At 66.7% G+C, this 25131-nt stretch carries 28 protein-coding genes; 13 read left to right on the top strand and 15 right to left on the bottom strand.

Features of this window, described 5'->3' with window-relative positions:
- Positions 1–61: 61 nt before the first annotated feature.
- Complete coding sequence (locus tag R2733_10450) at positions 62–910, top strand: SDR family oxidoreductase (protein ID MEZ5376920.1); 849 nt, start codon at positions 62–64, stop codon at positions 908–910.
- Positions 907–2439, top strand: a complete 1533-nt coding sequence (locus R2733_10445) for an AMP-binding protein (protein MEZ5376919.1) — start codon at positions 907–909, stop codon at positions 2437–2439. Before R2733_10450 ends, R2733_10445 begins: the two co-directional genes overlap by 4 nt.
- Positions 2440–2514: 75 nt before the next feature.
- Here R2733_10445 and R2733_10440 read toward each other — a convergent pair whose 3' ends face one another.
- On the bottom strand, positions 2515–3360 hold the full coding sequence (locus R2733_10440; GenBank protein ID MEZ5376918.1) for an SDR family NAD(P)-dependent oxidoreductase: 846 nt from the start codon (positions 3358–3360) through the stop codon (positions 2515–2517).
- Positions 3361–3584: 224 nt separating this feature from the next.
- Here R2733_10440 and R2733_10435 point away from each other — a divergent pair, with 224 nt between their 5' ends.
- Positions 3585–4085 (top strand): HNH endonuclease, encoded by a 501-nt coding sequence (locus R2733_10435; protein MEZ5376917.1) that lies wholly within the window; start codon positions 3585–3587, stop codon positions 4083–4085.
- A 37-nt stretch (positions 4086–4122) separates the two neighbouring features.
- Here the strand turns inward: R2733_10435 and hydA are convergent, their stop codons facing one another.
- The 3 genes from hydA to R2733_10420 are packed head-to-tail and all read right to left on the bottom strand — an operon-like array spanning position 4123 to position 7731.
- The gene (hydA, locus tag R2733_10430; GenBank protein ID MEZ5376916.1) at positions 4123–5535 is read right to left on the bottom strand and encodes a dihydropyrimidinase; all 1413 of its coding nucleotides are present in this window, start codon (positions 5533–5535) and stop codon (positions 4123–4125) included.
- 27 nt (positions 5536–5562) lie between these two features.
- Complete coding sequence (locus tag R2733_10425) at positions 5563–6867, bottom strand: aspartate aminotransferase family protein (GenBank protein MEZ5376915.1); 1305 nt, start codon at positions 6865–6867, stop codon at positions 5563–5565.
- 54 nt (positions 6868–6921) lie between these two features.
- Complete coding sequence (locus tag R2733_10420) at positions 6922–7731, bottom strand: hypothetical protein (protein MEZ5376914.1); 810 nt, start codon at positions 7729–7731, stop codon at positions 6922–6924.
- Between the two features lie 141 nt (positions 7732–7872).
- Here R2733_10420 and R2733_10415 point away from each other — a divergent pair, with 141 nt between their 5' ends.
- Positions 7873–9117: an amidohydrolase family protein gene (locus tag R2733_10415; GenBank protein MEZ5376913.1), complete on the top strand. Its 1245-nt coding sequence runs from the start codon at positions 7873–7875 to the stop codon at positions 9115–9117.
- Here the strand turns inward: R2733_10415 and R2733_10410 are convergent.
- Together R2733_10410 and R2733_10405 are read right to left on the bottom strand one after the other, a co-directional pair.
- The gene (locus R2733_10410) at positions 9108–9476 is read right to left on the bottom strand and encodes a VOC family protein (GenBank protein ID MEZ5376912.1); all 369 of its coding nucleotides are present in this window, start codon (positions 9474–9476) and stop codon (positions 9108–9110) included. The two genes, R2733_10415 and R2733_10410, sit on opposite strands and share 10 nt — an antisense overlap.
- 79 nt (positions 9477–9555) lie before the next feature.
- Positions 9556–10215 carry a cyclase family protein gene (locus tag R2733_10405; GenBank protein MEZ5376911.1) on the bottom strand — a complete coding sequence of 220 codons (660 nt, stop codon included), beginning with the start codon at positions 10213–10215 and terminating at the stop codon, positions 9556–9558.
- Positions 10216–10358: 143 nt separating this feature from the next.
- On the opposite strand from R2733_10405, the gene R2733_10400 reads away from it, so the two are divergent.
- A complete protein-coding gene (locus tag R2733_10400) occupies positions 10359–11183 on the top strand; it encodes a hypothetical protein (protein ID MEZ5376910.1) in 825 nt (274 codons plus the stop codon).
- A 1-nt stretch (position 11184) separates the two neighbouring features.
- Here the strand turns inward: R2733_10400 and R2733_10395 are convergent, their stop codons facing one another.
- On the bottom strand, positions 11185–12126 hold the full coding sequence (locus tag R2733_10395) for a hypothetical protein (protein ID MEZ5376909.1): 942 nt from the start codon (positions 12124–12126) through the stop codon (positions 11185–11187).
- Between the two features lie 178 nt (positions 12127–12304).
- Between R2733_10395 and R2733_10390 the strand changes: the two genes are divergently transcribed.
- From R2733_10390 to R2733_10370, 5 genes are all read left to right on the top strand, one after another.
- On the top strand, positions 12305–14044 hold the full coding sequence (locus R2733_10390; GenBank protein MEZ5376908.1) for a PEP-utilizing enzyme: 1740 nt from the start codon (positions 12305–12307) through the stop codon (positions 14042–14044).
- Between the two features lie 79 nt (positions 14045–14123).
- Positions 14124–16100 carry a hypothetical protein gene (locus R2733_10385; GenBank protein ID MEZ5376907.1) on the top strand — a complete coding sequence of 659 codons (1977 nt, stop codon included), beginning with the start codon at positions 14124–14126 and terminating at the stop codon, positions 16098–16100.
- A 185-nt stretch (positions 16101–16285) separates the two neighbouring features.
- The gene (locus tag R2733_10380) at positions 16286–17338 is read left to right on the top strand and encodes a phosphotransferase (protein ID MEZ5376906.1); all 1053 of its coding nucleotides are present in this window, start codon (positions 16286–16288) and stop codon (positions 17336–17338) included.
- A gap of 133 nt (positions 17339–17471) precedes the next feature.
- Positions 17472–18014, top strand: coding sequence for a VOC family protein (locus R2733_10375; protein ID MEZ5376905.1), 543 nt, complete (start codon positions 17472–17474; stop codon positions 18012–18014).
- Positions 18015–18156: 142 nt separating this feature from the next.
- The gene (locus R2733_10370) at positions 18157–18435 is read left to right on the top strand and encodes a 2TM domain-containing protein (protein ID MEZ5376904.1); all 279 of its coding nucleotides are present in this window, start codon (positions 18157–18159) and stop codon (positions 18433–18435) included.
- 52 nt (positions 18436–18487) lie between these two features.
- Here R2733_10370 and R2733_10365 read toward each other — a convergent pair whose 3' ends face one another.
- From R2733_10365 to R2733_10340, 6 genes are all read right to left on the bottom strand, one after another.
- On the bottom strand, positions 18488–18970 hold the full coding sequence (locus tag R2733_10365) for a hypothetical protein (GenBank protein ID MEZ5376903.1): 483 nt from the start codon (positions 18968–18970) through the stop codon (positions 18488–18490).
- A gap of 33 nt (positions 18971–19003) precedes the next feature.
- Positions 19004–19288 carry a hypothetical protein gene (locus R2733_10360; protein MEZ5376902.1) on the bottom strand — a complete coding sequence of 95 codons (285 nt, stop codon included), beginning with the start codon at positions 19286–19288 and terminating at the stop codon, positions 19004–19006.
- Entirely contained in the window at positions 19285–19689 is a 405-nt protein-coding gene (locus R2733_10355) for a hypothetical protein (GenBank protein ID MEZ5376901.1), read from the bottom strand. Before R2733_10355 ends, R2733_10360 begins: the two co-directional genes overlap by 4 nt.
- The gene (locus R2733_10350; GenBank protein MEZ5376900.1) at positions 19616–20365 is read right to left on the bottom strand and encodes a hypothetical protein; all 750 of its coding nucleotides are present in this window, start codon (positions 20363–20365) and stop codon (positions 19616–19618) included. Before R2733_10350 ends, R2733_10355 begins: the two co-directional genes overlap by 74 nt.
- A 73-nt stretch (positions 20366–20438) precedes the next feature.
- A complete protein-coding gene (locus R2733_10345; GenBank protein MEZ5376899.1) occupies positions 20439–21200 on the bottom strand; it encodes a DUF4386 domain-containing protein in 762 nt (253 codons plus the stop codon).
- Between the two features lie 149 nt (positions 21201–21349).
- Positions 21350–21688, bottom strand: a complete 339-nt coding sequence (locus tag R2733_10340; GenBank protein MEZ5376898.1) for a DUF1971 domain-containing protein — start codon at positions 21686–21688, stop codon at positions 21350–21352.
- A 46-nt stretch (positions 21689–21734) separates the two neighbouring features.
- Here R2733_10340 and R2733_10335 point away from each other — a divergent pair, with 46 nt between their 5' ends.
- Complete coding sequence (locus R2733_10335; protein MEZ5376897.1) at positions 21735–21947, top strand: DUF4287 domain-containing protein; 213 nt, start codon at positions 21735–21737, stop codon at positions 21945–21947.
- Positions 21948–21983: 36 nt separating this feature from the next.
- Here the strand turns inward: R2733_10335 and cysE are convergent, their stop codons facing one another.
- Positions 21984–22640, bottom strand: coding sequence for a serine O-acetyltransferase (gene cysE / locus R2733_10330; GenBank protein ID MEZ5376896.1), 657 nt, complete (start codon positions 22638–22640; stop codon positions 21984–21986).
- Between the two features lie 18 nt (positions 22641–22658).
- On the bottom strand, positions 22659–23600 hold the full coding sequence (gene cysK, locus R2733_10325) for a cysteine synthase A (GenBank protein ID MEZ5376895.1): 942 nt from the start codon (positions 23598–23600) through the stop codon (positions 22659–22661).
- 103 nt (positions 23601–23703) lie between these two features.
- Between cysK and R2733_10320 the strand changes: the two genes are divergently transcribed.
- Together R2733_10320 and R2733_10315 are read left to right on the top strand one after the other, a co-directional pair.
- Entirely contained in the window at positions 23704–24114 is a 411-nt protein-coding gene (locus R2733_10320; protein ID MEZ5376894.1) for a PaaI family thioesterase, read from the top strand.
- 61 nt (positions 24115–24175) lie between these two features.
- On the top strand, positions 24176–25075 hold the full coding sequence (locus tag R2733_10315; GenBank protein ID MEZ5376893.1) for an alpha/beta hydrolase: 900 nt from the start codon (positions 24176–24178) through the stop codon (positions 25073–25075).
- The last annotated feature ends 56 nt before the right edge of the window (positions 25076–25131 follow it).

The following is a 25131-nucleotide window of genomic DNA, read 5'->3' as shown; positions in this document are numbered from 1 at the left end:
GCCTCTGCGACTTCCGGGCGGCCATTTCGACCCTGCAGGCACCGCCTCCTAGAGTCCGGGCATGACCGACTCCTCGAAACTCGCAGGCCACCACGCGTTCGTCACCGGCGGCGGTTCGGGCATCGGGCTCGGCGCGGCGAGAGCCTTCATCGCCGACGGCGCCACCGTGACGATCTGCGGCCGCTCGCTCGACAAGCTCGAAGCGGCCAAGGCCGAGCTCGGAGCCGCTGCGCACGTCGTCGCCGTCGACGTTGCCGACGAAGACGAGTTGGCTGCCGCGCTCGACGCAGCCAACACCGTTGCTCCCCTCACCATTGCGGTCGCCAACGCCGGTGTCGGCGGGGCGGCACCGATCACGATGCTGCAGCGTGACGACTGGGAGCGGGTGCTGACCACCAACCTGACCGGGGCGTTCCTCACGTTCAAGCACGCAGGTCGACTGCTCGCAGCGAACGGCGGCGGCGCGATGTGTGCCGTGTCGTCGATCGCCGGTTCGCACACCCACCGGTTCATGACGGCCTACACGGTGAGCAAGGCGGGTCTGAACATGCTCGTCCGCAACGCAGCCGATGAGCTCGGATCGCTCGGCGTGCGAGTCAACGCCGTCTCGCCCGGCCTCGTCGAGACCGACATCTCCACCAGCCTCCAGCAGGACCAGGAGGTCAACGAGGACTACCGGATCAACATGCCGCTGGGCCGGCGGGGCAACACGGCCGACATCGGTGCCGCCATTCGGTTCCTGTGCGGGCCCGAGTCCAGCTGGATCACCGGCGTCGTCATGCCGGTCGACGGTGGGCATCACCTCCGGCGAGGCCCCAACATCGACCCGCTCCTGCGGCCGTTCCTCGGCGACGCACTGCCGGCAATCAGCCCCGACATCGAGTACGACAACGAAGGAGATCCGTCATGACCGGTCATGTCCGCATCGGTGACTGGCTACGGATGACCGCCAGTCGGGTCCCCGACATGGCGTGCTTCATCGATGAGGGCCAGCAACGAACGCTCACGTTCGGCGAGACCAACCGGCGGGTGAACCAGCTTGCGAACGCGCTGACTGCACAAGGTGTCGCCAAGGGCGACACGCTCGCCATCCTCGCCACCGACTCCCACCGCTACATGGAGACCCTCTTGGCCTCGATGAAGCTGGGCACCACCTATGTGCCGCTGAACAACCGGCTGGTCGAGTCCGAGATCCAGACGCTCATTCGTGCCGCCGGTACCCACTGGCTGTTCGTGAGCGAGCGCTACGCCGACATCGCCGGGCGGATGGTCGACGTCGATGGCGAGCCAGTGCAAGTCGTCGACTACGACGACGGCTACGAAGCGTTCCTGGCGTCGGCCCCTGATCACGAGCCCGACGTCGACGTGGCCGATGAGGACATCATCGGCCTCGCCTTCACGAGCGGCACGACCGGACTGCCGAAGGGGGTCATGCAATCGCAGTACATGATGAAGAACATGGTGCTGCACTGTCTCCTCGAGTACGCCGTCGAGGACTCGGGCGAGTGCCGCTACTCGGCGGCGCCGATGTTCCACATCTCCGGAATGGCCATGATCTTCATGGGCGTGTTGCGCGGCTACCCCAACGTGCTCAACGGCCAGTTCGAAGCCGACAAGGTCCTTGCTTGGCTGCAGGAGGGCAAGCTGTCGGCCTGCTTCATGGTGCCGACCATGGTGAGCAGCGTGGTCAACCTTCCCGGTGCCGCCGGTGCCGAGTATCCCCGGCTCCGCACGATCCTCTACGGCGCTGCGCCCATGTCGCCGACCCTGTTGCGCAAGGCGATGGACGTGTTCGGGTGCGACTTCATCCAGGCGTTCGGGGCCGGCACCGAAGCCGGGCTGCAGACGATCCTGTCGCGCGACGACCACCGGCGGGCCGTCGACGGCCACGAGCATCTGCTCGAATCGATCGGGCGCCCGGCGCTCGGAGTCGAACTGCGACTGTGCGACGAACACCTCAACGACGTCGAGCCCGGCACCGTCGGCGAGATCGTCACCAGGAGCGACCAGGTCATGAGCGGCTACCTCCGCAACCCCGAAGCCACGGCCGATGCACTCGTCGGCAGCTGGTTCCGGGCCGGTGACCTCGCACGAGCCGACGCCGAGGGCTACCTCTATCTCGCCGGTCGCCGCAAGGACATGATCATCCGCGGTGGCGAGAACGTGTACCCGATCGAGATCGAGACCGTGCTCACCGAGCATCCCGCCGTGCATGACGCCGCAGTGATCGGCGTGCCTGACGACCACTACGGCGAGATCGTCCGAGCCTGCCTGATGCCACGCCCCGGGGTCGACCGCCCGTCCGACGACGAGCTGCGGGAGCACTGTCGAGCCCGCCTGGCGAGCTACAAGGTGCCCGTGGACTACGTGTGGCTCGACGCCTTCCCGCTCAATGCCAGCGGCAAGGTGCTCAAGCGCGAGCTTCGGGAAGCCACCTGAATCGGCCCGCCGTGCGAATGGTGGTCCGTCGGTGCCGTTTCGGGCGTCGGACCACCACCGATCGTCGGAGGTGCCTCAGCCGATGCGGGCGATCTGGCCGCCGTCGACCGGCAGGATCACGCCCGTGACGAAGCGGGCCTCGTCGGAGTTCAGGTAAAGCGCCGCGTAGGCGGTGTCCCAACCGGTGCCCTGCTGTTGTCCGAGCGGAACCTGGCGAGATCGTTTCGCCCGGAGCTCGTCGGGGTCGACGCCGGTGGCACTGCTGTGGCCGCCGATGGCCATTGGTGTGTCCATGAGGCCGGGCATGATCGCATTGACTCGGATGTTGTGACGGAAGTTCGCCGTCGCCAACTGGTGTGTGAGTGCATTGACCGCCGCCTTCGACGCCTTGTACGCCGCCAGCGGGGTCGAGGCCACCGCCGCGACTGACGACACGTTGGTGATCGACCCGCCGCCCGCTTCGCGCATCAGCGGCAGCACGTGCTTGCACGTCATGAACATGCCGGTGACGTTGACCTCGAAGATGCGCTCCCAGATGCTGCGCTCGAGATCCATGACCCGACCGTCGCCGGTGCCGATGCCGACGTTGTTGTGCAGGATCGTCGGCAGGCCGAACGCTTCGCGGCACGCCTCGGGGATCTGTGCGACCTGGTCCTCGTCGGTGATGTCGGCCGCGAAGGCCAGTGCCGTCCCGCCGGCGGCCTCGATCAGATCGACCGTGGCCTGGGCGGCGTCGAGCGTGCGATCGACGGCGAGCACCTGTGCGCCTTCACGGGCGAAGAGCAGTGAGGTCGCCCGTCCGTTGCCGATCGTGGTGTCGTCCGGGCTGCTCCCCGGTGATTGGCCGGCCCCGACCACGATCGCCACTCGGCCGTCGAGTCGTCCCGATCCCGGCCGATTCGCCAAGGTGTCCTCGCTCATCGCGCTCACCCTCCCCCTTCTGTGCGTCAAACGCGTCACCAAACCCGAACTGTGAGCCGAAGTTACCGCGAGCGGGAAGTTTGACGCACAGAACGGGGAACGCGGGGTGAATGACGCACAGAACGGTGGGTGGGGAGGTGGGGGTCGTGGTGGCACCGGGATTTCGCTTGCCAAGCGGGGGTGTTCCCGGCTTCCATCTGCGATGGAAACGAAGGGAGTCGGCAATGTCCGTGCTCGTGCTCAACGCGAGTTACGAACCCATCGGCGTCGTCAGCTGGCGCCGGGCGGTGGTCCTGATGGTGTCCGAGGTCGTCGACCTGACCGAGGCCGACGCGGCGGGTCGCGTCGTGCGTTCCGCCGGTGGTCTCGAGATCCAGCGCCCGGCCGTCGTGCGATGCCGCCGCATGGTGCCCGCCCTCCGGAACCGTCCGGTGCCGTGGACCCGAGCGAACCTGCGCATCCGTGACCAGGGCGTGTGCCAGGTCGCCGGGTGCAACAAGCCGGGCAACTCGATCGATCACCTCCAGCCGGTGTCGCGTGGCGGCGAACCGTCGAGCTGGACCAACACGGCTCTCATGTGTGCCCGGATGAACCAGGCGAAATCCGACCGGACGTTGGCCGAGGTCGGGTGGACGCTGAAGACCCAGCCCCGTGCCCCGATGATGCGGGAGCTGCTGGCCAAGAAGGTGATCGACCACCCGGAATGGGGTCAGTGGGTCGCCTGATCGGCCCACCGGCTCGGGTGTCGGCGCTGCTCGTGAACTACCGCAGATAGGACGACAGGCCTCGGCGAAGGAACCGACCGTCGCCGGGGCGACCGAGGTAGTTGCCATGCTCGACGATGACTCGGCCACGTGACAGCACGGTGTCGACCTTGCCGGTGAGCTCGAAGCCTTCGTAGGCCGAGTAGTCGAGGTTCATGTGATGGTTGTCGACGCTGATCGACCAGGTGGCAGTCGGGTCGTACACGACGATGTCGGCATCGGACCCGGGCTGGATGACACCCTTGCGGGGATAGAGCCCGAACATTCGGGCCGGGGTGGTCGAGCACAGCTCGACCCATCGAGCGAGTGAGATCTCGCCGGCGGCGACCCCTTGGTAGATCAGGTCCATCCGGTGTTCGACCCCACCGATGCCGTTCGGGATGAGGCGGAAGTCGTCGCGCCCGAGGTCCTTCTGTCCGTTCATGCAGAACGGACAGTGATCGGTGGAGACAACCGACAGTTCATCGGTGCGCAACCCCTTCCAGAGGTCGGCGGCGTGATGCTCGTGCTTGGATCGCAGTGGGGTCGAGCACACATAGCCCGCACCGTCGAACCCCGGCTTGCCGAGATGATCTTCGAGGGAGAGATAGAGATAGTGCGGGCACGTTTCGGCGAAGACGTTGGCGCCCCGGGTGCGGGCACGAGCCACTTCCTCGAGCGCCTCCGAGGCCGACAGATGCACGATGTAGAGCGGAGCGGCGCCGACCCGGGCCAGCTTGATCGCACGATGCACCGCCTCGCTCTCGAGCGCCTCGCGTCGGGCGTAGCCGTGATGGATCGGAGCGGTCTCGCCCCGTTCGACGGCCTGTTCGGCGAGGACGTCGATGGCGATGCCGTTCTCGGCATGCATCATGATCATCCCGCCGTTGCCGGCGGCTTGCTGCATGGCCCGCAGGATCTGGCCGTCGTCGGAGTACATCGAGCCGGGGTAGGCCATGAAGAGCTTGAAGCTCGACAGGCCCTCATCGACCATCGTGTCCATCTCCTTCAGCGACGAGGCGTTCACGTCGGCCATCGCCATGTGGAAGCCGTAGTCGATGGCGCAGTTGCCCTCGGCCTTGGCCATCCATGCCTCGAAGCCTTCGCGCAGCGTGCCGCCGATCGACTGCGTTGCGAAGTCGATGATGGTGGTGGTGCCACCCCACGCGGCAGCTCGGGTGCCGGTCTCGAACGTGTCGGACGACGTGGCCCAGGCCAGCGGAAGTTCCATGTGGGTGTGGACGTCGACCCCGCCCGGGATCACGTACTTGCCCGTGGCGTCGATGACCCGCTGTGCGGAGCTCTCGGCCGTCGCCGCCAACTCCGATCCCGGGTCGAGGAGGGCGACGATCCTCTCGCCGTCGACCACCACCTCACTCGGCGCCGAACCCGTGGCGCTGATGTGGATCCCGCCTTTGATGAGAATGGTCATGGTGAGGTTGTAGCCGATGGATCGGGCCTACTCGATGCCGGCGATGGCCGTTCGCAACGCCTCGAGTCCTTCGTCGATCTCGTCGGCGGTCACGTTCAGCATCGGCGCCATACGGATCACGTTGCCGTAGAGGCCACCCTTGCCGACCAGGAGATCATTGGCCTTGGTGGCTTCGAGCACGGCGGTGGCGTTCGCGGGGAGCGGTTCGAGCGACTCCGGCGCTGCGGTCTCGAACGCCTGCATCAGGCCGCGACCGCGCACCTCGGCGATCCATGGCGTGTCGGCCGCAATGGCGTCGAGACCGGCGCGGAACCGATCGCCCATGACCTTGGCGTTGGCCTGGAGATCGTGTTCGAGCACGTAGTCGATGGTGGCGAGTCCCGCCGCGGACACCAGCGGGTTGCCACCGAAGGTGGAGAAGTTGAGCACCTGGATGGTGTCCATGATCTCGGCCCGAGCGACCACACCGGCCAGGGCGACCCCGTTGCCGACACCCTTCGCGAAGGTCAGCATGTCGGGAACGATGTCGTGCGCCTGGTAGCCCCAGAAGTGATCGCCGGTACGACCCCAACCGGTCTGGACCTCGTCGGTGATGTAGAGGATCCCTCGGTTGTCGAGTTCCTTCTTCATCGCTCCGAAGAACCCGTCGGGCGGTGTGGCGAAGCCGCCGACGCCCTGGATCGGCTCGGCGATCAACGCCGCGACATCGCCGGCCGAGGTCATTGCGAGCAGTTGGGTGAGGTCGTCGACCCCGGCCCGGGTGAAGGCGTCGTCGTCGAAGTCACGGAACGGACTCCGCAACTGGTACGGGCCCTGGACGAAGGTGACCTGGAGCCCGGACACGCTGGTCGATGACCAGGCGCTGTGGGAGGTGATGGCCTGGGTGGTGAATGAGCGCCCGTGGTAGCTGTTGCGCATGGCCAGCACCTGGTTGGACTTGCGGTAGCTCGTGGCCAACAAGATGGCGGTGTCGTTCGCTTCGGTACCCGAAGGCGTGAGGAAGACCCGAGCGTCGGGGATGCCCGACAGCTCGGCGATCTTCTCGGCCAGCTCGATCATCGGCTCCGACAGGTAGAGCGACGAGGTGTGCATCACCTTGCCCGCCTGCGACTGGACCGCTGCGGTGACGGCCGGGTTGTTGTGGCCGATCATCGTGGTGAGCACGCCACCGAAGAAGTCGAGGTAGCGGTGATCGTTCTGGTCCCAGACGTAGCTGCCTTCGCCCCGCTCGATGGCGATGGGTTCGGCGTAGTAGGGGTTGAGGAAGGAGGGGAGCGCCCGCTTGTAGCGTTCGTGGAGCGAAGCAGTGCCCGGGGTGACGGTGTCGGTCATGAGACGAACACTACGCCCGTTCCACGACTCCTCCCCGTCTCGTTTCGATCGAGATCAGCTTTCCACCGTCAGGGTGAAGGGGAAGGTCTCGGTCTTGGTCTTGGGGTTCTTGCCGTTGGGATTGCTGTCGATCCAGGTGACCGACATCTCGATCTCATAGGTACCGGGCTCGACCAGCTCGGGATCGAACCAGATCCGGGCCACATCGCTCTCCTGAGCGTGCAGCCGGTCGTCGTGATGGAGGCTGGTGAAGGTCTCCTGCGGGTAGTACGGCTCGAGATCGGTCTCGAGTTCGATCTTGATGCCGTCGGTCACCGGGGCCAGACCGAGCAGATCGATCTCGACCCAGTTGCCCTTGGGATCGGCGGTGCCGGCCGGGCCGGCCTTGACCGTTGCCGAGTCGGTCAGGACCGAGAACCTGTCGCCGTCGAACTTCTCGGCCCGCACGTCGAGACCACCGGGGTAGAAGCGGAAGGTCTCACCGTTGTGCTCCCACTCGGCGACGAGCTGGAGGAAGAAGGATGAGCTCGCGTTCTCGTCGACCTTGAGGAGGAACGCCGTGCTGTCGATCTCACCAGCCGACAGATTGGCATCGTTGGTGAGCGCGGCCGAGGTGCGGTCGGCGGCGTATTCGATCTCGACGCCATTGGTCCACTCGTTGACGATGACTCGGAAGTTCTCCATGTCGGAGGGTGCGGTCCAGTTGACCGACACCCAGCTCTCGCCGCCCTTCATGACGTTGACCTTGTTCGAGCCGACGATCGACGGCTGGCTGTTCCACTGGGCGGAAGCGGGAACGGCCGGCAGAACGGTGGCAGCCGTGAGTGCTGTCGAGGCGAGGGCGAGGAGGCGGCGAGACTTCATGCCACTCCATCGACTGCGCGTTGGGGGCTCTTGAGGGTGAAGCCACCCACGGGCGTGGGCCGTTTGGATCAATCATCAAGGATTTGTCAACCGGTCGGGGCCGCCTCGCCGCCCGGTCGACGCCGACAGTAGGGTCGGCAGATGACTCGGACCGTGCTGACCGGTGGGATCGTTCTCGATGGGCGTGGCGGCGCCCCGACCAGTGCCGACGTGGCCATCGAAGGCGACCGCATCGTTGCCATCGGGCCCGATCTCGCCCCTGGTGACGGCGCCGACAACCTCGTCGATTGCGCCGGGGCGTTCATCGTTCCGGGTGTCATCGACTGCCACGTGCACTTCATGTCCGACGGTGATTTCGACCCGCTGATCAACCTGAACACACCGTTCTCGACGAACTTCTACCTGGCCGCCCAGCGCATGGCTCGAACGCTCGACATCGGGGTCACGACGGTGCGAGAGGCGGGTGGGGCCGACCTCGGGGTCAAAGAGGCGCAGGAACGGGGCCTCATCGAGGGCCCTCGCATGCAGATCTCGATCTCGATCCTGTCGCAGACGGGTGGTCACGTCGACCAGTGGCACGTGTGCGGTGGCCATATGCCCGACATGCTCAGCGCTCATCCCGGTCGACCACATGGTGTGGTCGACGGTCCCGAGGAGATGCGTCGGAAGGTCCGCGAGCTGGTTCGGGCTGGTGCCGACGTGATCAAGGTGTGCACCTCGGGTGGCGTCATCTCGCCGCGCGACGATCCTCGCCATGCCCACTTCCGCGACGACGAATTGACGGTGGCGGTGACCGAAGCCCGGGCCGCCGGATTGTGGGTCATGGCCCACGCTCAGGCCAACGACGGCATCAAGGCGGCGATCCGCACTGGCATCCGGTCCATCGAGCATGGCATCTACCTCGACGACGAGGCCATCGAGATGATGCTCGAGCGCGGGACCTACCTGGTGCCCACGCTGATCGCTCCCCGAGGGGTGCTCGAAGCCGCCGACCGAGGGATCACCTTGCCGCCGGTCTACATCGAGAAGGCCAAGATGGTCATCGAAACGCACCAGCAGTCGGTCGCCAAGGCCATCGGCGCCGGTGTCAAGGTGGCGTTCGGGACCGACACCGGCGTCACTCCGCATGGCGACAACCTGACCGAGTTCGCCGAGCTGGTGCGCTGCGGCATGACCCCCGTGCAGGCGTGGGCAGCAGCCGGTCCGGTGGCGGCGGAACTCATGGGCCTCGATGACGAGATCGGCACCGTGGAGGTTGGCAAGGTCGCCGACCTCGCCGTGTTCGACGGCGACCATGCCGACCTCGACGATCTCGCCGGTCGGGTGCGGTCGGTGTTCCAGAGCGGCCGACAGGTGCGAGGGCGCGAGGAATCGACTCAGTCGTAGGTGCGCACCTCGACCCGGTGACCGTCGGGGTCGCGGACGTACACACCGTCGCCGTTGCCACGGGCGCCGAAGAGCTGGGCGGGACCCATCTCGATCTGGCCCTCGTGGTTGGCGACGAACGCATCGAACCCGGCGCGATCGGTGACGAACGCGACGTGGTCGACGTTTCGGCCATCAGGCTCCTTGGCGACGAGATCGACGAGCGTCGCGTCGTTCACCCGCAGCGACACGAACGGCACCGTGCCGGCGCGCCAGGCATCGAGCCGTTCCGCCTCCAGACCGAGGTGCTCGGCATACCAGGCAACGGACCGCTCGACATCGGCGACGCAGAGCACGAGGTGATCGATGGCAGAGATCATCGCCACACCGTAGGCACGGCCGGCCAACATCCGCCGATCGGTCGGTGTGCGACGAGGACCGCGCCCACGTCGTCTGCGACTACAGGGTGGCGAATGCCCGAACCGTGAAGGTACCGGCGCCCTCGATCTTCGGTGGCGTCGCCGTGAAGACGAAGCCGCTCGCAGGCAGTCGGTCGAGATGGGTGAGGTGCTCGATGATCGGGATGTCGTTGCCGAGCAGTGTGGAGTGCACCGGCCGCTCGCCGCCCTCGGTGCTGTCGATGTTCAGCGAGTCGATCCCGACGCAGGCCACCCCGGCGTCGACCAAGGCATCGGCCGCAGCGGCAGAGAGGTGCGGGTGTCCGCTGAGGTAGGCGTCGGTACCGAAGTGACGGGAGTGGTCGGTGCGGATGAGCACAGCGTGTCCGGCGAGACCGGCAAGTTCTGCGGCCTCCAGATCGATCGTGGTCTGCCCTCGTCGATCCAGACAAACCGCCGGAACCCCCGCCACCCGTTCCAGCGGGAGCGCTGCGAGATCATGACCGTGGGCGAATCGGTGGAACGGCACATCGAGGTAGGTGCCGGTGTTCGTGCAGATCGAGAGTTGGCCGATCGTGAACGTGATCCCGGGGCCGTAGATCTCCTCCGCCGCTTCCCTCGTGAGGTGCACCCCGATGACCGGGGCAGGCAGGCCGGGGTAGGTGACCATGCCCTCGGTGATCGTGTGACTGAGATCGATCAGTTGGCGTGACGTCGACATGGGTCCTCAGGCTTCCCCCGAGTGTCCGGCTCGGTTGACCGGGATTGTCGCCGATCGAGCGAGCACCGCCAAGGCGTTCGACCTACCGCCCATCTGCTGATCGACTCAGGCCGACCGGAAGTGCGATCAGTACCTTCGGTCGCATGCACCTCCGCCATCTGTTCCTTGCCGCCACCACTGGTCTGGGCCTGCTCGTGCTGCCTGCGGGCGCCGATGCCGCTCGCTGCACGATCTCGGGCACCAGTGGGGACGACGTGCTGGTCGGGACCGAGGGTCCCGACGTCATCTGCGCCGGTGACGGCGACGACACGATCACGGCCCTCGGCGGCGACGACATCGTCTATGGCGGCGCCGGCTGGGACACGATCAACGGGGGCGACGGCAACGACACCATCTACCTCGGACCCGATGCCGGGGCCGGCTACGGGGACGCCGGGAACGACCGCATCGTTGGGTCTCGCAACGGTGGCTATGGCAAGTTCGACGGGGGCGACGGCGACGATGTCCTCATCGGGCTCGACTCGGGCGAGAAGGATCATCACGACATGGGCGATGGTCGATTCGCCGACAACCTCTTCTACACCGGTGCGGGCGACGACCGGGTCTACGGATCGTCGAACGCCGACTACATCGAGAGCCAGCTCAACGATGGATTCAAACGAGTGTGGGCACGCGCTGGTGACGACATCGTCTTCGTTCTCGACGGTCGCGTCGAGGGTGAGAGCGGCGACGACGTCATCGTGGTCGAAGGGGTCGGACAGGGCTACGGAGGGTCGGGCAACGACTGGCTCTACAGCGGGAGCACCGAAGGAGTTGCCGGCGGCGGCACCGGAGCCGACTACGTTTCGGGACTCGGACGACTGTGGGCCGGGGATGACGACGATGTCGATGTTCTCGAGGCTGCAGACATCGATGTGCGTTGCGGAGGCCGAAGCAAGGACGTCTACATCGGGTGCACCCGCAGCTGATCTACGCCGTCAGCGTTGCCAGGAGTTCGGTCACGGCGGCAGTGACGGCGGTGGCCACGGCGTCATCGTCGGCGCCGAAGGGCTGACCGGCGAGTAGCGCCTGACGATTCCCGACGATCGCGGCGAGGCGCACGCCACCCGAGCCGGCGGCGAGCGCCGACTCGGCAACGCCTGATGCATCGAGCCGCACCGAGCCCTGTTCGAGGGTGACCCCATCGGCCTCGACCGAGCCGTCGATCGGGACGATCAGGGTCTCGGTGTCGAGCGTGCGAGCGGGCCAGGCAACGGCGCCAGGCTCGGCGTCGATCAGGCACACGACGGGCCCGCGCTCGGGTTCACCGAGCAAGCCCACGAAGGCCTTGACGCCGGGGCCGGCTTCGATCCAGCCATCCTCGCTGCCGAAGCCACCGTTGAGGTGGGCGCGAGAGGTGCCGCCGGCCGTGGTACGGATGGCCGGTGCTCCGGGACACGGGTCGAGTCGCTCGATCCCCATGGCCTTCGCCGCCGCCACCTGTGTCGGCTCGACTCGTTCGGTGACCTCGGCCTTCACCGGCGTGATGGCGAAGCCGCGACGGTCACCCATCAGGACGAGTCCGAAGCCACCCTCGGGACCCCATGCGAGGTTGTCGCTGGCGTACGGGACGCCGCCATCGTGGAACCGGAACTCGCCATGGCCATAGCTGTCACGGCCCATGTTGGTCGTCCCACGGACAGAGATTCGCCAGTTGTCGGAAGGATGGGCGTGGGAGAAGCCCGTCGGCATCTGTTCCTCCATCGGCACCGACGCCGACAGGAAAACGTAGGGGCCGGCCTCCTCGTCGCCGAACAGCATCGACAGCGACGGAATCCCGCTGAACTCGGTCCAGATCGTCGTGTCTCGGAAGTCGAGATCGACGTGAGCCCCCTCGGACTCGATGGCGGGACGGGTCATGATCTTCGGCACGGTGGCTCCCCTCGTTCGCCCGGACCGTAGTGAGACCAACCCGTCAACGCAAAGCGCCAACCGCTCCGCCGGCGGGTGGATGGCCGCTCCGAGCGGCTTCATCGTGTGGCGCGACAGGGCGTTACTATGCCGGACGTCACAGATGACGGTGCGATGGCACCTCGAGGAGCATCAACGAGTGAGCGACAGCTGGATTCCCAATGACCCCTCATCGGCGATCTACCGACTCTGGTCTCGAGCCAACGCCGGAGAGGTGTTCCCGGATCCGATCACCCCGCTCAATGCCTCCATCGGGTTCCTCCACAACATCGAGCCGGGCTGGCGTCTGGCGCTGGTAGAGACTGGCATGTTCGACGAGGGATCGTGGGACGACACCATCCCGCACAATCCCATCGCCGTGTTCCACGGCTACATCTATCTGAACATGTCGCTGTCACGTCTCTTCGGGGTCCGGCTCGGCGTCGGCGCCCAGGCGATCGACGACGCCTATTTCGGTGACATGCCGGGGATCCCGTCCTACGAGAGCGAGGCCCGACCGACCGACGAGGACGCAGCCGCCACCGAGCGAGGCCAGGCATGGATGAGTGGAGCGGCGGCGACGCAAGACCTCGCGCGGTACGACGCCGACCGGGTCACCGTGCTGGGCATCGTCGCAAATCGACCCGACCTCACAGCCTCGACCGAGCGAGAGCTGCTCGAGCAACTGACGGTGCACGAGGAGCTCGCCGTGCACCTCTGGCAGGCCCACCTCGCAGCAAGCACGATCGTCGGCATCGGCATCGGCGCCTGCGGCCAGATCGCCGCAGCCATCGGCCGCCCGGAACTGGCGCTCGCGCTGAGCAGCGGATTCGGCGACATCGATTCGGCCCAGGCCACCCACGAGATGTGGCCGCTCAGTCGGCTCGTCGCGAAGTCTGCACACCTCCGTGAGGTCATCGCCGGCAATGTTGGACGTCGCTGGGACGCGATCGTCGGTGACGATCATCCGGACGCGGTCGAATTCGTTGCCGCCGTCGGGCAGTTCCTCGATCGATGGGGGTTCCGTGGACCGAACGAGTGGGAGCTGCGCAGCGACACGTGGGGCACCAAGCCCGAGATCCTCATGACCGCGATCGAGACCATGAGCCGCGCCGATGATGCCGAGTCTCCCGCCGTGCGATCCGATCGACAGATCGCCGAGCACGTCGAAGCCGTTGCCGCGGTGCGCGAGGCGCTGGCCGCCGACGAGGCGACGTCTGCCATGTTCGAGGGCCAGCTGAACATCGCCGAGATGTTCTCTCGTGCCAGGGAGCGAGCTCGAATGACGGTCGCGCTGCTCCTGCACGAGCAGCGCCTGGCTGCCAATGAACTTGGCCGCAGGCTCGTGGCGAACGGTGTGATCGATCACGCCAATCTCATCTACATGCTCGGCATCGACGAGCTCACTCAGGTGATCGACGGGCAGCATGACGTGCTGGCCGAGCTGCCGGCGCGCGAGGCACGATATCTCGAGCTGTTCGACTACGTCCCGCCGTTCGTGGTTGCCGGCGACGTTCCACCGCTCGAGGATTGGGACCGCCACTCCCAGGCCAAGGCAGGCGAGCCACTCGCGATCGGGGAGAGCCTCACTGGACTGGGAGGCGCGCCGGGCAGCATCTCCGGATCTGTTCGCATCGTTCGGAGCCCGGCCGACCCGACCGCGCTGGAGCCGGGCGAGATCTTGGTGTGCCCGATCACCGACCCGGCATGGACGCCGTTGTTCCTCGCCGCCGGCGGGGTGGTGTGTGAGGTGGGTGCCCCGGTGTCGCACGCAGCAATCGTGAGTCGCGAGCTCGGGATCCCGTGCGCCGTCTCGGTCGGAGGTGCACTCTCTCGACTCGCCGACGGCATGGTGATCGAGATCGACGGCGGGTCCGGCACCGTGACCCGCACGGCGTGAGCCCGTGATCTCGTCGCACCACTTCGAATCGGCGGCACGGCTGCGATGACGGTGTTCCCGCCATGACGGTGTTCCTGCCATGACAGTGCTCGACGCGGCGTTCGACCCCGCTGTTGCCGACAACGGTGTCCGACTGCTGCCGGAACACCCGCCGCGTCTCGGTCCGGTGTCGCGACGACTCGTGACTCGGACGCTCTCGCTCTTGGGGATGCAGGTGGCGCTCGGATCGCTTCTTGTCGTCATCGGCGATGGTGCGATCCGCACCCTGGGACTCGGACTCGTATTCCCGGGAGCAGGCTGGCTCCACTCCGCTGGCGTGCTGGGATTCGTCGTCACGATCGCGTTGTCGCTGCTGGCGGTGGTGCTGTGGTGGGGCATCAGTGCCCACTTCGCGATCCCGCTGGTCTGGTGGGTCTCGGCCCTCGCCGCCGCAGCAACGACCGAGGGCCCTCGGCTGTTCGCCACCGGCGGAACGACCTGGGCGTGGGCGGTGCCCGCCGCGTACGTCGGCCTCGCCGGAACGCTGGGCTTCATCGCTACGCACTACGAGCGGTCGTATCGACAACGACTGGCCAAGGTTCCCGAGCTGAACGCCTACCTGGCATCGGCGACGCTGCCGGCATCGGTCGCCGAGGCGCTCCCGCTCACCGACACCGACCGCGAACTCGTGCGATGGGCCTTCGAGCTGGCGCTGCAGCCGGCCGACCAGTTCGACGGGTTCGACTGGGGTGAGCAGATCCACGGCCCCACCTGTGTTCGCTACCAGCTCGATTTCCTCACCTGGGCGCTCGCGCTCCATGCTGCCAACCACGTGCCGAACGCGCCGAGCACGGTCGAACGGGCGATGGCCGCGCTCATCGAACGACAGACCGACATCCGGGTCTGGGGTTACTGGCGCACGCTCAACCGGATCGGAAACTTCCGCAACGATCCCGACCCCATCGTGCACGACAACATCATGTTCTCGGCCTACCTGCTCGACATCATCAACGCCTACGAGAACGCGACCGGGTCGACTCGGTTCGACGCGGACGACGCGCTGGTCTTCGTCTGGAAAGACGGACGCACCTTCTCCTACAACCACCACACGCTGGCCGAGGCGGTCCATCGCAACCTCTCGGCATCGGCCCTCGGCTTGTTCCCGTGCGAACCGGGCTGGGTGTTCACTGCGTGCAACACCTTCGCCGCTCAGGGATTGGCCGGTCACGCCCGACGCCATCACAGCGCGCTCTGGGACGACGTCGAGAGCCACTGGCGACGCGGACTCGAACAGGAGATGCTCACACCGGACGGCAACTTCCTCCACATCCGCTCGAAGGTCACGGGCCTGTCATTCGACACCGGCGAGGTGCCGGACGGCGTCTACTACTCGACGGGCACGAATGGCTTCGCCGACGTCGCCCCCGACATGGCCGTCCGGGCCAAACTGCTCGCGACTCGGGGCGCCGGTGAGAAGATACGCGCGCTCGAAGGCAAGGTGCACGACGGCGTTCTCGACCTCACGCTCGAGCCGGCAGCGGAACGCAACACCGGGATCCGCACCGAAGTGCCCGAGTGGACTCGGCTCATCGGCGGCGCACTCGGACTCGGCATGCCCGAACTCGCCATCGCGGCCAAGGCCGGCGCCGATCGGCAGTGCGCGACCGGGCGGCGCTGGCCGGAACGGCCCCTCACATCCGGCGTCCAGAACACCGGCGTCCACTTGTTCGTGCGGTGGGGCGCACCACTGTCGACGGCGGGTCTCGCACTCCGGGGCTACGTCGCACCGACGGGTCCGGTGCTGCGGTCGGACCTGTGGCCGAATGCTCTGGTGACCGAGGCGGTGTCGCCCGATGGTGTGCGCTTGCATCTGACGATCGAGCCGGCAGCTGACCCGATCGATGCCCGTCTCGAATTGGATCAGCTCGTGCCTGGCGCCAGCTACACAGCGACGGGCGGGGCGAACGCGATGTCGTTCTCTGCCGACCCCGACGGGAAGGCAGTCCTCGACCTCCACATCGCCGATCGTCATCTGGTCGTCATCGCACCGACTGCATCAGGCGAATCAGGTTCGTAGGCGGCCGAGATGCGACTCATCAACATCGATCGCAACTGGACTCGGCTCGTGTGGTGGGGGTGCCGCCTGACCCGTCGACCGCGGTTGAGCAACGCTCGAGCGCCGGAAGCGGCTGCGGCGCTACCGGTCCGCGCTGCCGCGGCGACGGCCGTCGACGCACGGGCGACAGACGAGGGCGGGAGGCCATGACCGTCGGACTCGATCCCGAGTGGATTGCCGAGCACTCGGCGATCGATGGCCGGCGACCACGCCGCGCCGAGTTCGCCGGCTTCGTCGGTACCGGCCAGATGAGCCGCAACGCTCGCTTCGCGCTGATGTGGGACGACGGCGAGGGACCCGAGACCGTCATCGTGAAACTCCCGTCGTCGGAGGTCAACACTCGGACGCTTTCGTTCGACCACGGGGCCTACCTGCGGGAATGCACCTTCTATCGGACCATTGCGCCACTGGTCGACATCTGCATGCCGCAGGTGCTGGCAGTCCACTACGACGCTGCGGCCTACGACTTCGCGGTGGTCCTCGAAGACCTGGCAGGTTCCGAGCAGGGCGACCAGTTCACCGAGCCGAGCGACGAGCAACTGGTGCTGGCGATCGAACAATGCGCTGCGCTCCATGCACCACTGTGGAACGCCACCGACACCTCCACCTTCGACCTCTACCGGGAAGACGCCGACGATCGTGAACGCAAGTACGCCGACACCATCCCCGGCCTACTCGACGCCGTTCACGAACGCCTCGGCGCGGGACTCGACCCGGCCGTGCCCGAGCTGATCGAGCGGTTCGCCCGCAGTGCCGGTCGATGGGCACGGCTCACCACGGCGTCCACCACGCTGGTGCACGGAGACTTCCGACCCGACAACTTCATGTTCGCCGTCGACCCCGGTGCGCCGGCGATCGCCGTCGTCGATTGGCAGACCGTGCGCCTCGGCATCGGGGTGACCGATGTGGCCTATCTCCTCGGGGCCGCGATCCGGCCCGAGAAGCGCCGGGAGATCGAGCACGACATGCTGCAGCGCTACCGATCCGAACTCGAACGGCGCGGGGTGACCGACTACCCGCAGGCACAATGCGAGCGGGACTACGCGCTGGGATCGCTCCATGGCGTGGTCGTCGCCATTCGCGCGACGACCGTGGCCGACCGGACCGAACGCGGCGACGCCATGCTCACGTTGATGCTCAATCGCCACGCCCGCCACGCTCTCGACGTTGGAGCGCTCGACCTCATCGAGTCCTCCTAGTCGGGGTTGTCGGGTTCCTCCCCTGCGACGTCGTGTGACCTTGGTCCCTATCCGCTGTGGTGTGCCATGCGTACGTTCACCTAACAAGCGGCCGGTTGTTTCTGACCCGCCACCGATTCCTTGGGGGAACACCATGGGACAGATCAACCCGAACGGACCGACGATCCAGCACCTGGCGTTGATGGTGCGCGACATCGACGCATCGCATCGCTTCTACACCGAGGCGGTCGGCTTCGCCCAGTGCGGCCAACTCGACAACACGGTGGAGGGCCGCGAGGGCCTGGACATGCGGTTCTACCGCGGCGCCGAGGACCGTCACCACGACCTCGCGCTCGTGCAGATTCCCGATCCCTCGGCCTTTCCCGCCGCCAATACCGAGTGGAACATGTTCGAGAACAAGATGGGCATCAACCACTTCGCCATCTGCTATCCCACGCGTGAGGAGTTCCTCGAGCGGCTGGTCAAGCTCGAGGAACTGGGTGTCGAGTTCCGCCAGCGCGGCGAACACGGCATGACCCACAGCTGCTACGTGTCGGACCCCGACGGCAACGGCGTCGAATTCCTCTACGAACTCCCTGAGTCGGTGTGGGTCGGCGACGTGAACGCCGCCCTCAACCACTGGGTCGACGCCAAGGACGCCATGGACGACAACACCGACTACGAGGTGTTTGCCTGAGGCCACGCAGGCTCATCGCCTGACGCAACCGCGACACCACCGACCGCTCCCTGTTCCTGGTGTGGAGCCGTTGGCCTCTAACACCTGCCGACCCGGCGAAGGACGCTGGAGGTACCAACGAAATCGAGAGGTGGTGGTACCGGTGTGGACCGAAGAAGAACAACATGAGGCGGCACTTGCGCGCCTCGCGGCCCGGCGTGAATTCAAGACGCACGTTGCGGTGTACGTGATCGTCAACCTGGGACTGGTCGTGCTGTGGGCTGCGACAGGGGCCGGCTACTTCTGGCCGATCTGGGTCCTGCTCGGGTGGGGTATCGCGGTCGCACTCAACGCGTGGACCGTCTACATCCAGCGGCCGATCACCGAGGATGACATCCAGGCGGAGATGCGACGAGGACACCCGCCGGGCGCCCCATCGTGACACCTCCATAGGAGAAGGGGACGCCCGGTGCACCCGGGCGCCCCGATCGCGCTCAGCCCCGGTCCCGGCGCGGGTCGTCCAGCTCGACCGTCCAATAGTCACCGAGTGCAGACCGAATCCGCTGCTCGAACATCGGGAGCAGCCAGTCGGCGGGCATGATGCACTCGGCGCACGCTTGCGTCGGGATGTGGAGCCGGAGCACGACCGACGATGGGCCGGTCACGTCGGCCACGAGGTCGGCGCCGTCGGTGCGCAGACCTTCCGCCAGCTCCTCGACGAGCGCAGCAAGGTCGAGGCCCTCGGTGGCGGCGTCACCTGCATCCACTCGCGGAGCGAGCAGCAGCGCCTCCACCCGGCCGGTGATGGCGTCCGCCAGCGCCAAGACCTGGTCGCTCGTGAGACTGGTGACCGGATGTGGCACGACCGCGAAGAGGTAGTCGGGAAACCCGTTGACCTCTGCCATGGCCGCGCATGTGGCGACGAAGGGCTGGGTCACGATGGCGGCGGCGGGGAGCCCACGCGCCTCGAACTGCACGGCGTCGAGCAAACTGCCCGACGAGCAGCTGCCTCAATCGCCGATGGCAGCGATGATGGCGGTGGCGCCCTCCTCGAGCCGAGCGACCTCCTCGGGCGCGGCGGGAAAGCTGTACGTCGCCTTGCGCACCTCGATGCGTCCCGCGATCCGGTGACGCTGAGCGAGATTGTCGGCAACTCGGGCCAGGATCGCCCGACCGTGTGTCTTGCCGTTGTCGAGCAGACCGAGCACCGCACCGTCGAGGTTTGTGGGTCTCGGTGCGAGCGTCTTGGCCGCGCTCGTCGGTCCGAGCGTCGGGGCGAGCAGACGGATGGTCATTGGACCACCTCCTCGGTGATGAAGGGGACGGAGCGGGTGCGGCTCCAGGTCGGGAAGAACGCCGAATGGCCGCCGGCGTCTCCGCCTCCGACGAACAGGGCGATGTCGTCGGGGCCGGTACCGCGGTGGATCATGATGTCGACGTCACCATCGTGGATCTCGGGGTCGGCGGCGAACCACATGGTGCGGTCGTTGGCGTCGCCATGTCCGCCCGCCTCGACCTTGCCGCCCCGCTTCAGGTCCGCGTAGGTACGGGCCGCGTGCTCGAACAGGAACTCCTGCACCTGCGCTCGACTCCACCCGGCGGCGCCGATCTTGCGAGCGTGTTCAGGAGCAAACACCAGCAGGGAACGGCCCGAGGAGAAGGACCCGAACGCTGCCATCGAGTCGGCGAAGGTCATGAGCAGACCCTCCGGGCCGCCGGACGCGTGATTGAGGACGTTGTGGCCGGATTCGGCCGCCATGATCGTGACCGTCGACTGGTCGGCTCGGAAACCGACCGAGGGTGTGGTAACCGCCCCAGGGACTCGACGCCTCGTCTTCGGCGAAGCACATACTGATCTTCCCTGCCCATCCCTGGGTGCTCTTGTCGAGAAGTCCGGGAACGGCGAGCAGGCAGTTGCGAGCCACCAACCGCACGGCTCGTCCAATCGTGGAGTTGGCCCGGTTGCCGCCGCCCAGCAGGTTCTCCTTGGCATTCATGCCGATCTGATCCCGGACCGGGCCGTTCACCGCGATCAGGACCGCCGCCCCTCCGGTGGAGGTGAGGACGGCGTGCAGACCAAAGCGAGGATGACTCATCGCCTTCAGCACGGCACCGACGACCGGGAAGTACTCCGGCCGACAGCCGGCGAGCACGGCGTTGACCGCAGCGTTGAACGCCGTCACCTCCAAGCCTCGTGACGGCTCGATCAGCAGGACCTCGTCGGCGGACCACGGCCCGGCGTCGAGCACGGCCGACACGAGTGCTTCGGTCGGCGGCACGACCGGGAGCCCGTCACTCCAGCCCGCATCGAAACATGCCTCGATCGCCGCCCACGGATCATCGACGAGCAGATCTCGTTCGGACGTCGGCATGGGTCGGTGCAACGGAACTCCTCAACGGCTCAGCGGAGCATGGCGACCGTAGCACTCCAGCGCCGGCGGGCCGTCAGCGATGCGCGTCCGCCGCCACCCGGTCACGCTCGTTCGCAACCCGTTCGAGATCGGTCGTGAGGTCAAGACTCGACGCGACGTCATCAGCTTCATCGAACCCCTTCACGATCATCCAGACCGCCATCACCATCTCCTGCACCGCAAGCGGCGCGACCAACAGGTTCAGCGCCGACGCGCTCGAGTTGAGGGTTTCGATCATGACCAGCGCGCCGGACAGGAACATGGCAGGTACGCCGACCAGGCCCCATACCGACAGCCAACGGGGAACGAGGCGGTACCGATAGAGCACCCAGTTGAGCACCAGTGCCGACAGGCTGAAGACCATCTGTGCGCCGAGAAGCCCCGTCCAGTCGCTGGACGCCTTGAGCGTTTCGGCAAGGAGATCTGCCTCGGCGGTTGGCGGCGCGCCATCGGCCATGGCGTTCCAGCTCAGCGGCACCAGCAACAAGCCGCCGATGAGCCCGACTGCGATGGTGACCACCTCGAGAGTTCTCGCCAGCACGTAGCCGAGAGCGAGGGTCTCGCTGTGTCGCCGCAAGACGGGCCACAGGAAGACTGCGGTTCCGATCATCGCTGCCAGCATCATGAAGACCAGCAACTCGCCCGCCAGGAGCGACGCCTGGTGGTCGTGGACGGCGACAAGGAGGTCGTCGTCACCAAGCGTTCCCGCCATGGCGATCACACTCGCCACGCCCGTCGCCGTGGCGACAACGAACAGCCAGCCGGCCTTCCGCACCGGCGCCGAGGAGTACGTCATCTCGCACCTCCACGCTCGAAGGATGCTTCCATGCTCCTCCCGTGCGCCGGCAGCGGGCAGAGGAGAACGGCTCTCACCATCGCTCCAGCGAGCGGGACGGCGCGTGGCCGGACGCGTCCGTCACACGCAAGTCAACGACGGGCCGGCGATCAGTCGAGACCGCTGCTCTCGTTCCCCTCCCCCACTTCGCCATCGACATCGTCAGGTCGGTGGGACTCGACGGCGAACGTCGCCGGGCCGGAGAGTTCGACGTGATGGAGTCGAGCGGGCGGAATGACGATGGCTTGCTCGGCCACCAACTCGATCGGTTCGTCGGCGGTGTCCTCGAACACGAAGCCCACCGTGCCAGTGTGGACCACCAATCGGGCCCAGACGCCGTCGGCCACGCGGTGCGCCCGCAGCAGACCCGCCGGGACCGTGTCGTTGTCGAAGACGGCGGTCGTCCGGGCGAGGACGAAGCCATCGGGGATCTCGTGCTGGTCAGCCATACGCGTAGGCTACGGCTCCACGTATCAGCAACGCTCAGGAGCACCCGTGGCCGCAGCTGCCGACAAACCCAAGGGACCAGCGTCGTACTTCCCGTCGATCGAGAAGAAGTACGGCCAACCGATCGAGCATTGGCTCACGCTCGTGTCCGAGCGCAACGATGCAAAGCACATGGAAACGGTGCAGTGGCTGAAGGACGAGCACGGCCTCGGGCATGGTCACGCCAACGCCATCGTCGCCCACGTGCGCGCCCAGTCCTGACCCGGCGCCGAGTCTTCCCCCAGCCCGACGCGGTGCTCAGATGTAGAGAGCCGGGTCGTGGAGTTTGTCGACGTCGGCGGCGGCGACGTTCATCACTCGACCGGGAACACCGACGGCGACACCGCCGGCAGGAACGTCCTTCACGATGACGGCGTTGGCCCCGATCTTGGCGTCGTCACCAATGGTGATCGGCCCGAGCACCTTGGCGCCTGATCCGATGACCACGCGGTTGCCGACGGTCGGATGTCGCTTCCCTTTCGACATGGAGACCCCACCGAGTGTGGTCCCGTGAAAGATCAGTACGTCTTCACCGATCACGGCGGTCTGGCCGATCACCACTCCCATGCCGTGGTCGATGAACAAGCGACGCCCGATGGTGGCGGCCGGATGGATCTCGATGCCCGTGACCGAACGTGCCCACTGACTGAGCAACCGAGCCGGCAGCTTCAGGAAGCGTGATCGGTACCACATCATGTGGGCGAGCCGATGCACCCAGATGGCGTGGACACCGGGGTAGCCGAGCGCCACCTCCCATTTGCTCCGGGCCGCTGGATCGCCGTCGATCGCCGCCTGGAGGTCTTCCCTGAGCAGCTCGATGACACCGAGGCCGTAGTTGGCCTGCGCGGACGCCTTGATGCGGTCCAGCTTCTCGGTGTCGTGGTCGGCCAACTCGTAGGCCTCCGGTGTGGTCACAGCCACAGCTTGCCTCCGTCAGTCGACGAGACCCTCGAACAATGGGGTGGTCTGGTAACGCTCACCGAGGTCACAACCGACGGTGACGATGGTCTTGCCGGCGAACTCGCGACGCTTGGCCAGCTCGAGCGCCGCGGCGATGTTGGCCCCGGCGGAGATACCGACCAGGAGGCCTTCCTGGGTGGCGGCGAGACGTGAGGTGGTAAAGGCGGTGTCGCTCTCGATGTGGAGGACCTCGTCGTAGAGCTCGGTGTCGAGCACCTCGGGAATGAAGTTGGCGCCGATGCCCTGGATCTTGTGCGGTCCAGGAGCGCCACCGGCGAGGATCGGCGACTCGGCGGGTTCGACGGCGAACAGCTTGATGTCGGGGTTCTGCTCTCGCAGGTAGCGGCCGGTGCCCGTGATCGTTCCGCCGGTACCGACGCCCGCAACGAAGGCGTCGACCTTGCCGTCGGTATCAGCCCAGACCTCGGGACCGGTGGTCGCGTAGTGGATCTTCCAGTTGGCCTCGTTTGCGAACTGGCGAGCCAGCACCGCGCCCTCGCGCTGGGCAACGATCTCATTGGCCTTGTCGACCGCACCCTGCATCCCGAGACTGGGGTCGGTGAGCACCAGTTCCGCACCGAAGGCTCGGAGCAGGGCACGCCGCTCCTTCGACATCGACTCGGGCATCGTGAGGACTGCTGAGTAGCCCCGAGCGGCAGCGACCATCGCCAGTGCGATGCCGGTGTTTCCTGACGTCGCTTCGACGATGGTGCCGCCCGGACCGAGTTCGCCCGACTGCTCGGCGGCGTCGATGATCGCAACGCCGATGCGGTCCTTCACCGAGTTGGCGGGGTTGAAGTACTCGAGCTTGACGAGCACCTGGGTGCCGGGCGGCAATCCCTCGGTGAGTCGATTGAGGCGCACGAGCGGCGTGCCGCCGACGGTCTGGGTTACGTCTTCGAAGATGCGTGCCATGTCGAAACCCTACCGAGTCAGTCGGGTATTGCGCCAGCGAAGCGCCGCTCTCGACCGCCGACCGGAAACGGTCTGCCCGCCGGCTGGGGACTACGTTGCAGAGATGTCCCAGGACTCAGACCATAGCGGTGACGCAGCCGAGGTTGCCTTTCCCCTCAAGGACCTCCTCGGCTTCTCGGTGGAGCGTGGCGACGGTGTCGGTCGAGCCGAGCTCGTGATCGACCATCGTCACCTCAACCCCAACGGTGTGGTGCACGGGTCGGTCCCCTACGCCATGATCGACACAGCCATGGGTGCGGCAGCGATGAGCGTGCTGGCAGAGGGGCAGTTCTGCGCCACCATCGACATCCACACCCGCTACCTGTCGGCGGTCGCCCAGGGCACGATCGAAGTCGAAGCCGTGGTCCGCCGAGCGGGGCGACGAATCGTGCATCTCGATGCGAGCGCAACGGTCGACGGCAAGGAGATCGTCACCGCCGTCGGCAGCTTCGCCGTCCTCGGCGAGCCGAACTGACGAGTGAGCACACGGCGAAATCAAGCGGTCGGCGTCGAGGTCGACCACTAGCGTCAGCGGCATGCCCATCGTCGAGCTACCGACCGGAATCACGCTGTCGTTCGAGTCGATCGGATCCCCCGACGATCCAACCGTCCTCCTCATCGCAGGATTCGGCGCCCAGCTGCTGTCGTGGGACGAGGGCATGTGCGAGCAGCTGGTGGAGCGAGGCCTGCGGGTCGTGCGCTTCGACAACCGAGACTGCGGGCAATCGACAGCGTTCGATGACGTCGAGGTCGACCTCGGGGCCGTCATGACCGCCGCTTCGACCGGCCAGCTCGAGGCCGCCCGTCAACTCGCCGCCTACACCCTGCACGACATGGCCGACGATGCCGCCGGCTTGATCGAGGCCCTGGGCCTCCCCTCGGTTCATGTGGTCGGAGCGTCGATGGGCGGAATGGTCGCCCAACTGGTCGCCTCTCGGCATACTGCCCGTGTTCGATCGCTGACGTCGATGATGTCGAGCACCGGCGAGTCGCACGTAGGCCAGTCGACACCCGAAGCGATGGCTGCGCTCCTGTCGCCACCGGCGAACTCGCGCGACGAGTTCATCGAGACGGCCGTGCGGAGCAGCCGGGTCTGGAGTTCACGTCGTTACTTCGACGAGTCGACTGCTGCCGAGTTGGCCGCCGCTTCCTACGACCGGTCGTTCCGTCCGGCCGGCACCATGCGGCAGCTCGCCGCGTTACTCGCCACCGGCCCGTTGACCGACGAGCTCGCAGCCCTCGCCGTTCCCACGCTCGTCATCCATGGCCGGGACGACACACTCATCACCCCATCCGGCGGCGAACGCACCGCCGAGTTGGTCCCCGGAGCCAGGCTGGTGATGATCGAGGACATGGGCCACGACCGCCCACCCCCACTGTGGCCGGACCTCTGCGACCTGATCGCCGACCACGTGCACGCGGCGGAAGCGAGGTAGCTCGCGAATCGCGCCGGCCGATCACTGCTCGAAACCGAGTAGCCACCGGACCGAGG

It is taken from the genome of Acidimicrobiales bacterium (assembly GCA_041394265.1).
GTDB lineage: Bacteria > Actinomycetota > Acidimicrobiia > Acidimicrobiales > SZUA-35 > JBBQUN01.
Note: the sequence above shows the minus strand (reverse complement) of the source record. Positions and strands in the feature narration are given on the sequence as shown.

Excerpts from the sequence above, each read along its gene's own strand:
- R2733_10450 (MEZ5376920.1), top strand. The coding sequence starts at position 62 with ATGACCGACTCCTCGAAACTCGCAGGCCACCACGCGTTCGTCACCGGC.
- R2733_10445 (MEZ5376919.1), top strand. The coding sequence starts at position 907 with ATGACCGGTCATGTCCGCATCGGTGACTGGCTACGGATGACCGCCAGT.
- R2733_10440 (MEZ5376918.1), bottom strand. The coding sequence starts at position 3,360 with ATGAGCGAGGACACCTTGGCGAATCGGCCGGGATCGGGACGACTCGAC.
- R2733_10435 (MEZ5376917.1), top strand. The coding sequence starts at position 3,585 with ATGTCCGTGCTCGTGCTCAACGCGAGTTACGAACCCATCGGCGTCGTC.
- hydA (MEZ5376916.1), bottom strand. The coding sequence starts at position 5,535 with ATGACCATTCTCATCAAAGGCGGGATCCACATCAGCGCCACGGGTTCG.
- R2733_10425 (MEZ5376915.1), bottom strand. The coding sequence starts at position 6,867 with ATGACCGACACCGTCACCCCGGGCACTGCTTCGCTCCACGAACGCTAC.
- R2733_10420 (MEZ5376914.1), bottom strand. The coding sequence starts at position 7,731 with ATGAAGTCTCGCCGCCTCCTCGCCCTCGCCTCGACAGCACTCACGGCT.
- R2733_10415 (MEZ5376913.1), top strand. The coding sequence starts at position 7,873 with ATGACTCGGACCGTGCTGACCGGTGGGATCGTTCTCGATGGGCGTGGC.
- R2733_10410 (MEZ5376912.1), bottom strand. The coding sequence starts at position 9,476 with ATGATCTCTGCCATCGATCACCTCGTGCTCTGCGTCGCCGATGTCGAG.
- R2733_10405 (MEZ5376911.1), bottom strand. The coding sequence starts at position 10,215 with ATGTCGACGTCACGCCAACTGATCGATCTCAGTCACACGATCACCGAG.
- R2733_10400 (MEZ5376910.1), top strand. The coding sequence starts at position 10,359 with ATGCACCTCCGCCATCTGTTCCTTGCCGCCACCACTGGTCTGGGCCTG.
- R2733_10385 (MEZ5376907.1), top strand. The coding sequence starts at position 14,124 with ATGACAGTGCTCGACGCGGCGTTCGACCCCGCTGTTGCCGACAACGGT.
- R2733_10380 (MEZ5376906.1), top strand. The coding sequence starts at position 16,286 with ATGACCGTCGGACTCGATCCCGAGTGGATTGCCGAGCACTCGGCGATC.
- R2733_10375 (MEZ5376905.1), top strand. The coding sequence starts at position 17,472 with ATGGGACAGATCAACCCGAACGGACCGACGATCCAGCACCTGGCGTTG.
- R2733_10360 (MEZ5376902.1), bottom strand. The coding sequence starts at position 19,288 with ATGACCATCCGTCTGCTCGCCCCGACGCTCGGACCGACGAGCGCGGCC.
- R2733_10355 (MEZ5376901.1), bottom strand. The coding sequence starts at position 19,689 with ATGACCTTCGCCGACTCGATGGCAGCGTTCGGGTCCTTCTCCTCGGGC.
- R2733_10350 (MEZ5376900.1), bottom strand. The coding sequence starts at position 20,365 with ATGCCGACGTCCGAACGAGATCTGCTCGTCGATGATCCGTGGGCGGCG.
- R2733_10345 (MEZ5376899.1), bottom strand. The coding sequence starts at position 21,200 with ATGACGTACTCCTCGGCGCCGGTGCGGAAGGCCGGCTGGCTGTTCGTT.
- R2733_10340 (MEZ5376898.1), bottom strand. The coding sequence starts at position 21,688 with ATGGCTGACCAGCACGAGATCCCCGATGGCTTCGTCCTCGCCCGGACG.
- cysK (MEZ5376895.1), bottom strand. The coding sequence starts at position 23,600 with ATGGCACGCATCTTCGAAGACGTAACCCAGACCGTCGGCGGCACGCCG.
- R2733_10320 (MEZ5376894.1), top strand. The coding sequence starts at position 23,704 with ATGTCCCAGGACTCAGACCATAGCGGTGACGCAGCCGAGGTTGCCTTT.
- R2733_10315 (MEZ5376893.1), top strand. The coding sequence starts at position 24,176 with ATGCCCATCGTCGAGCTACCGACCGGAATCACGCTGTCGTTCGAGTCG.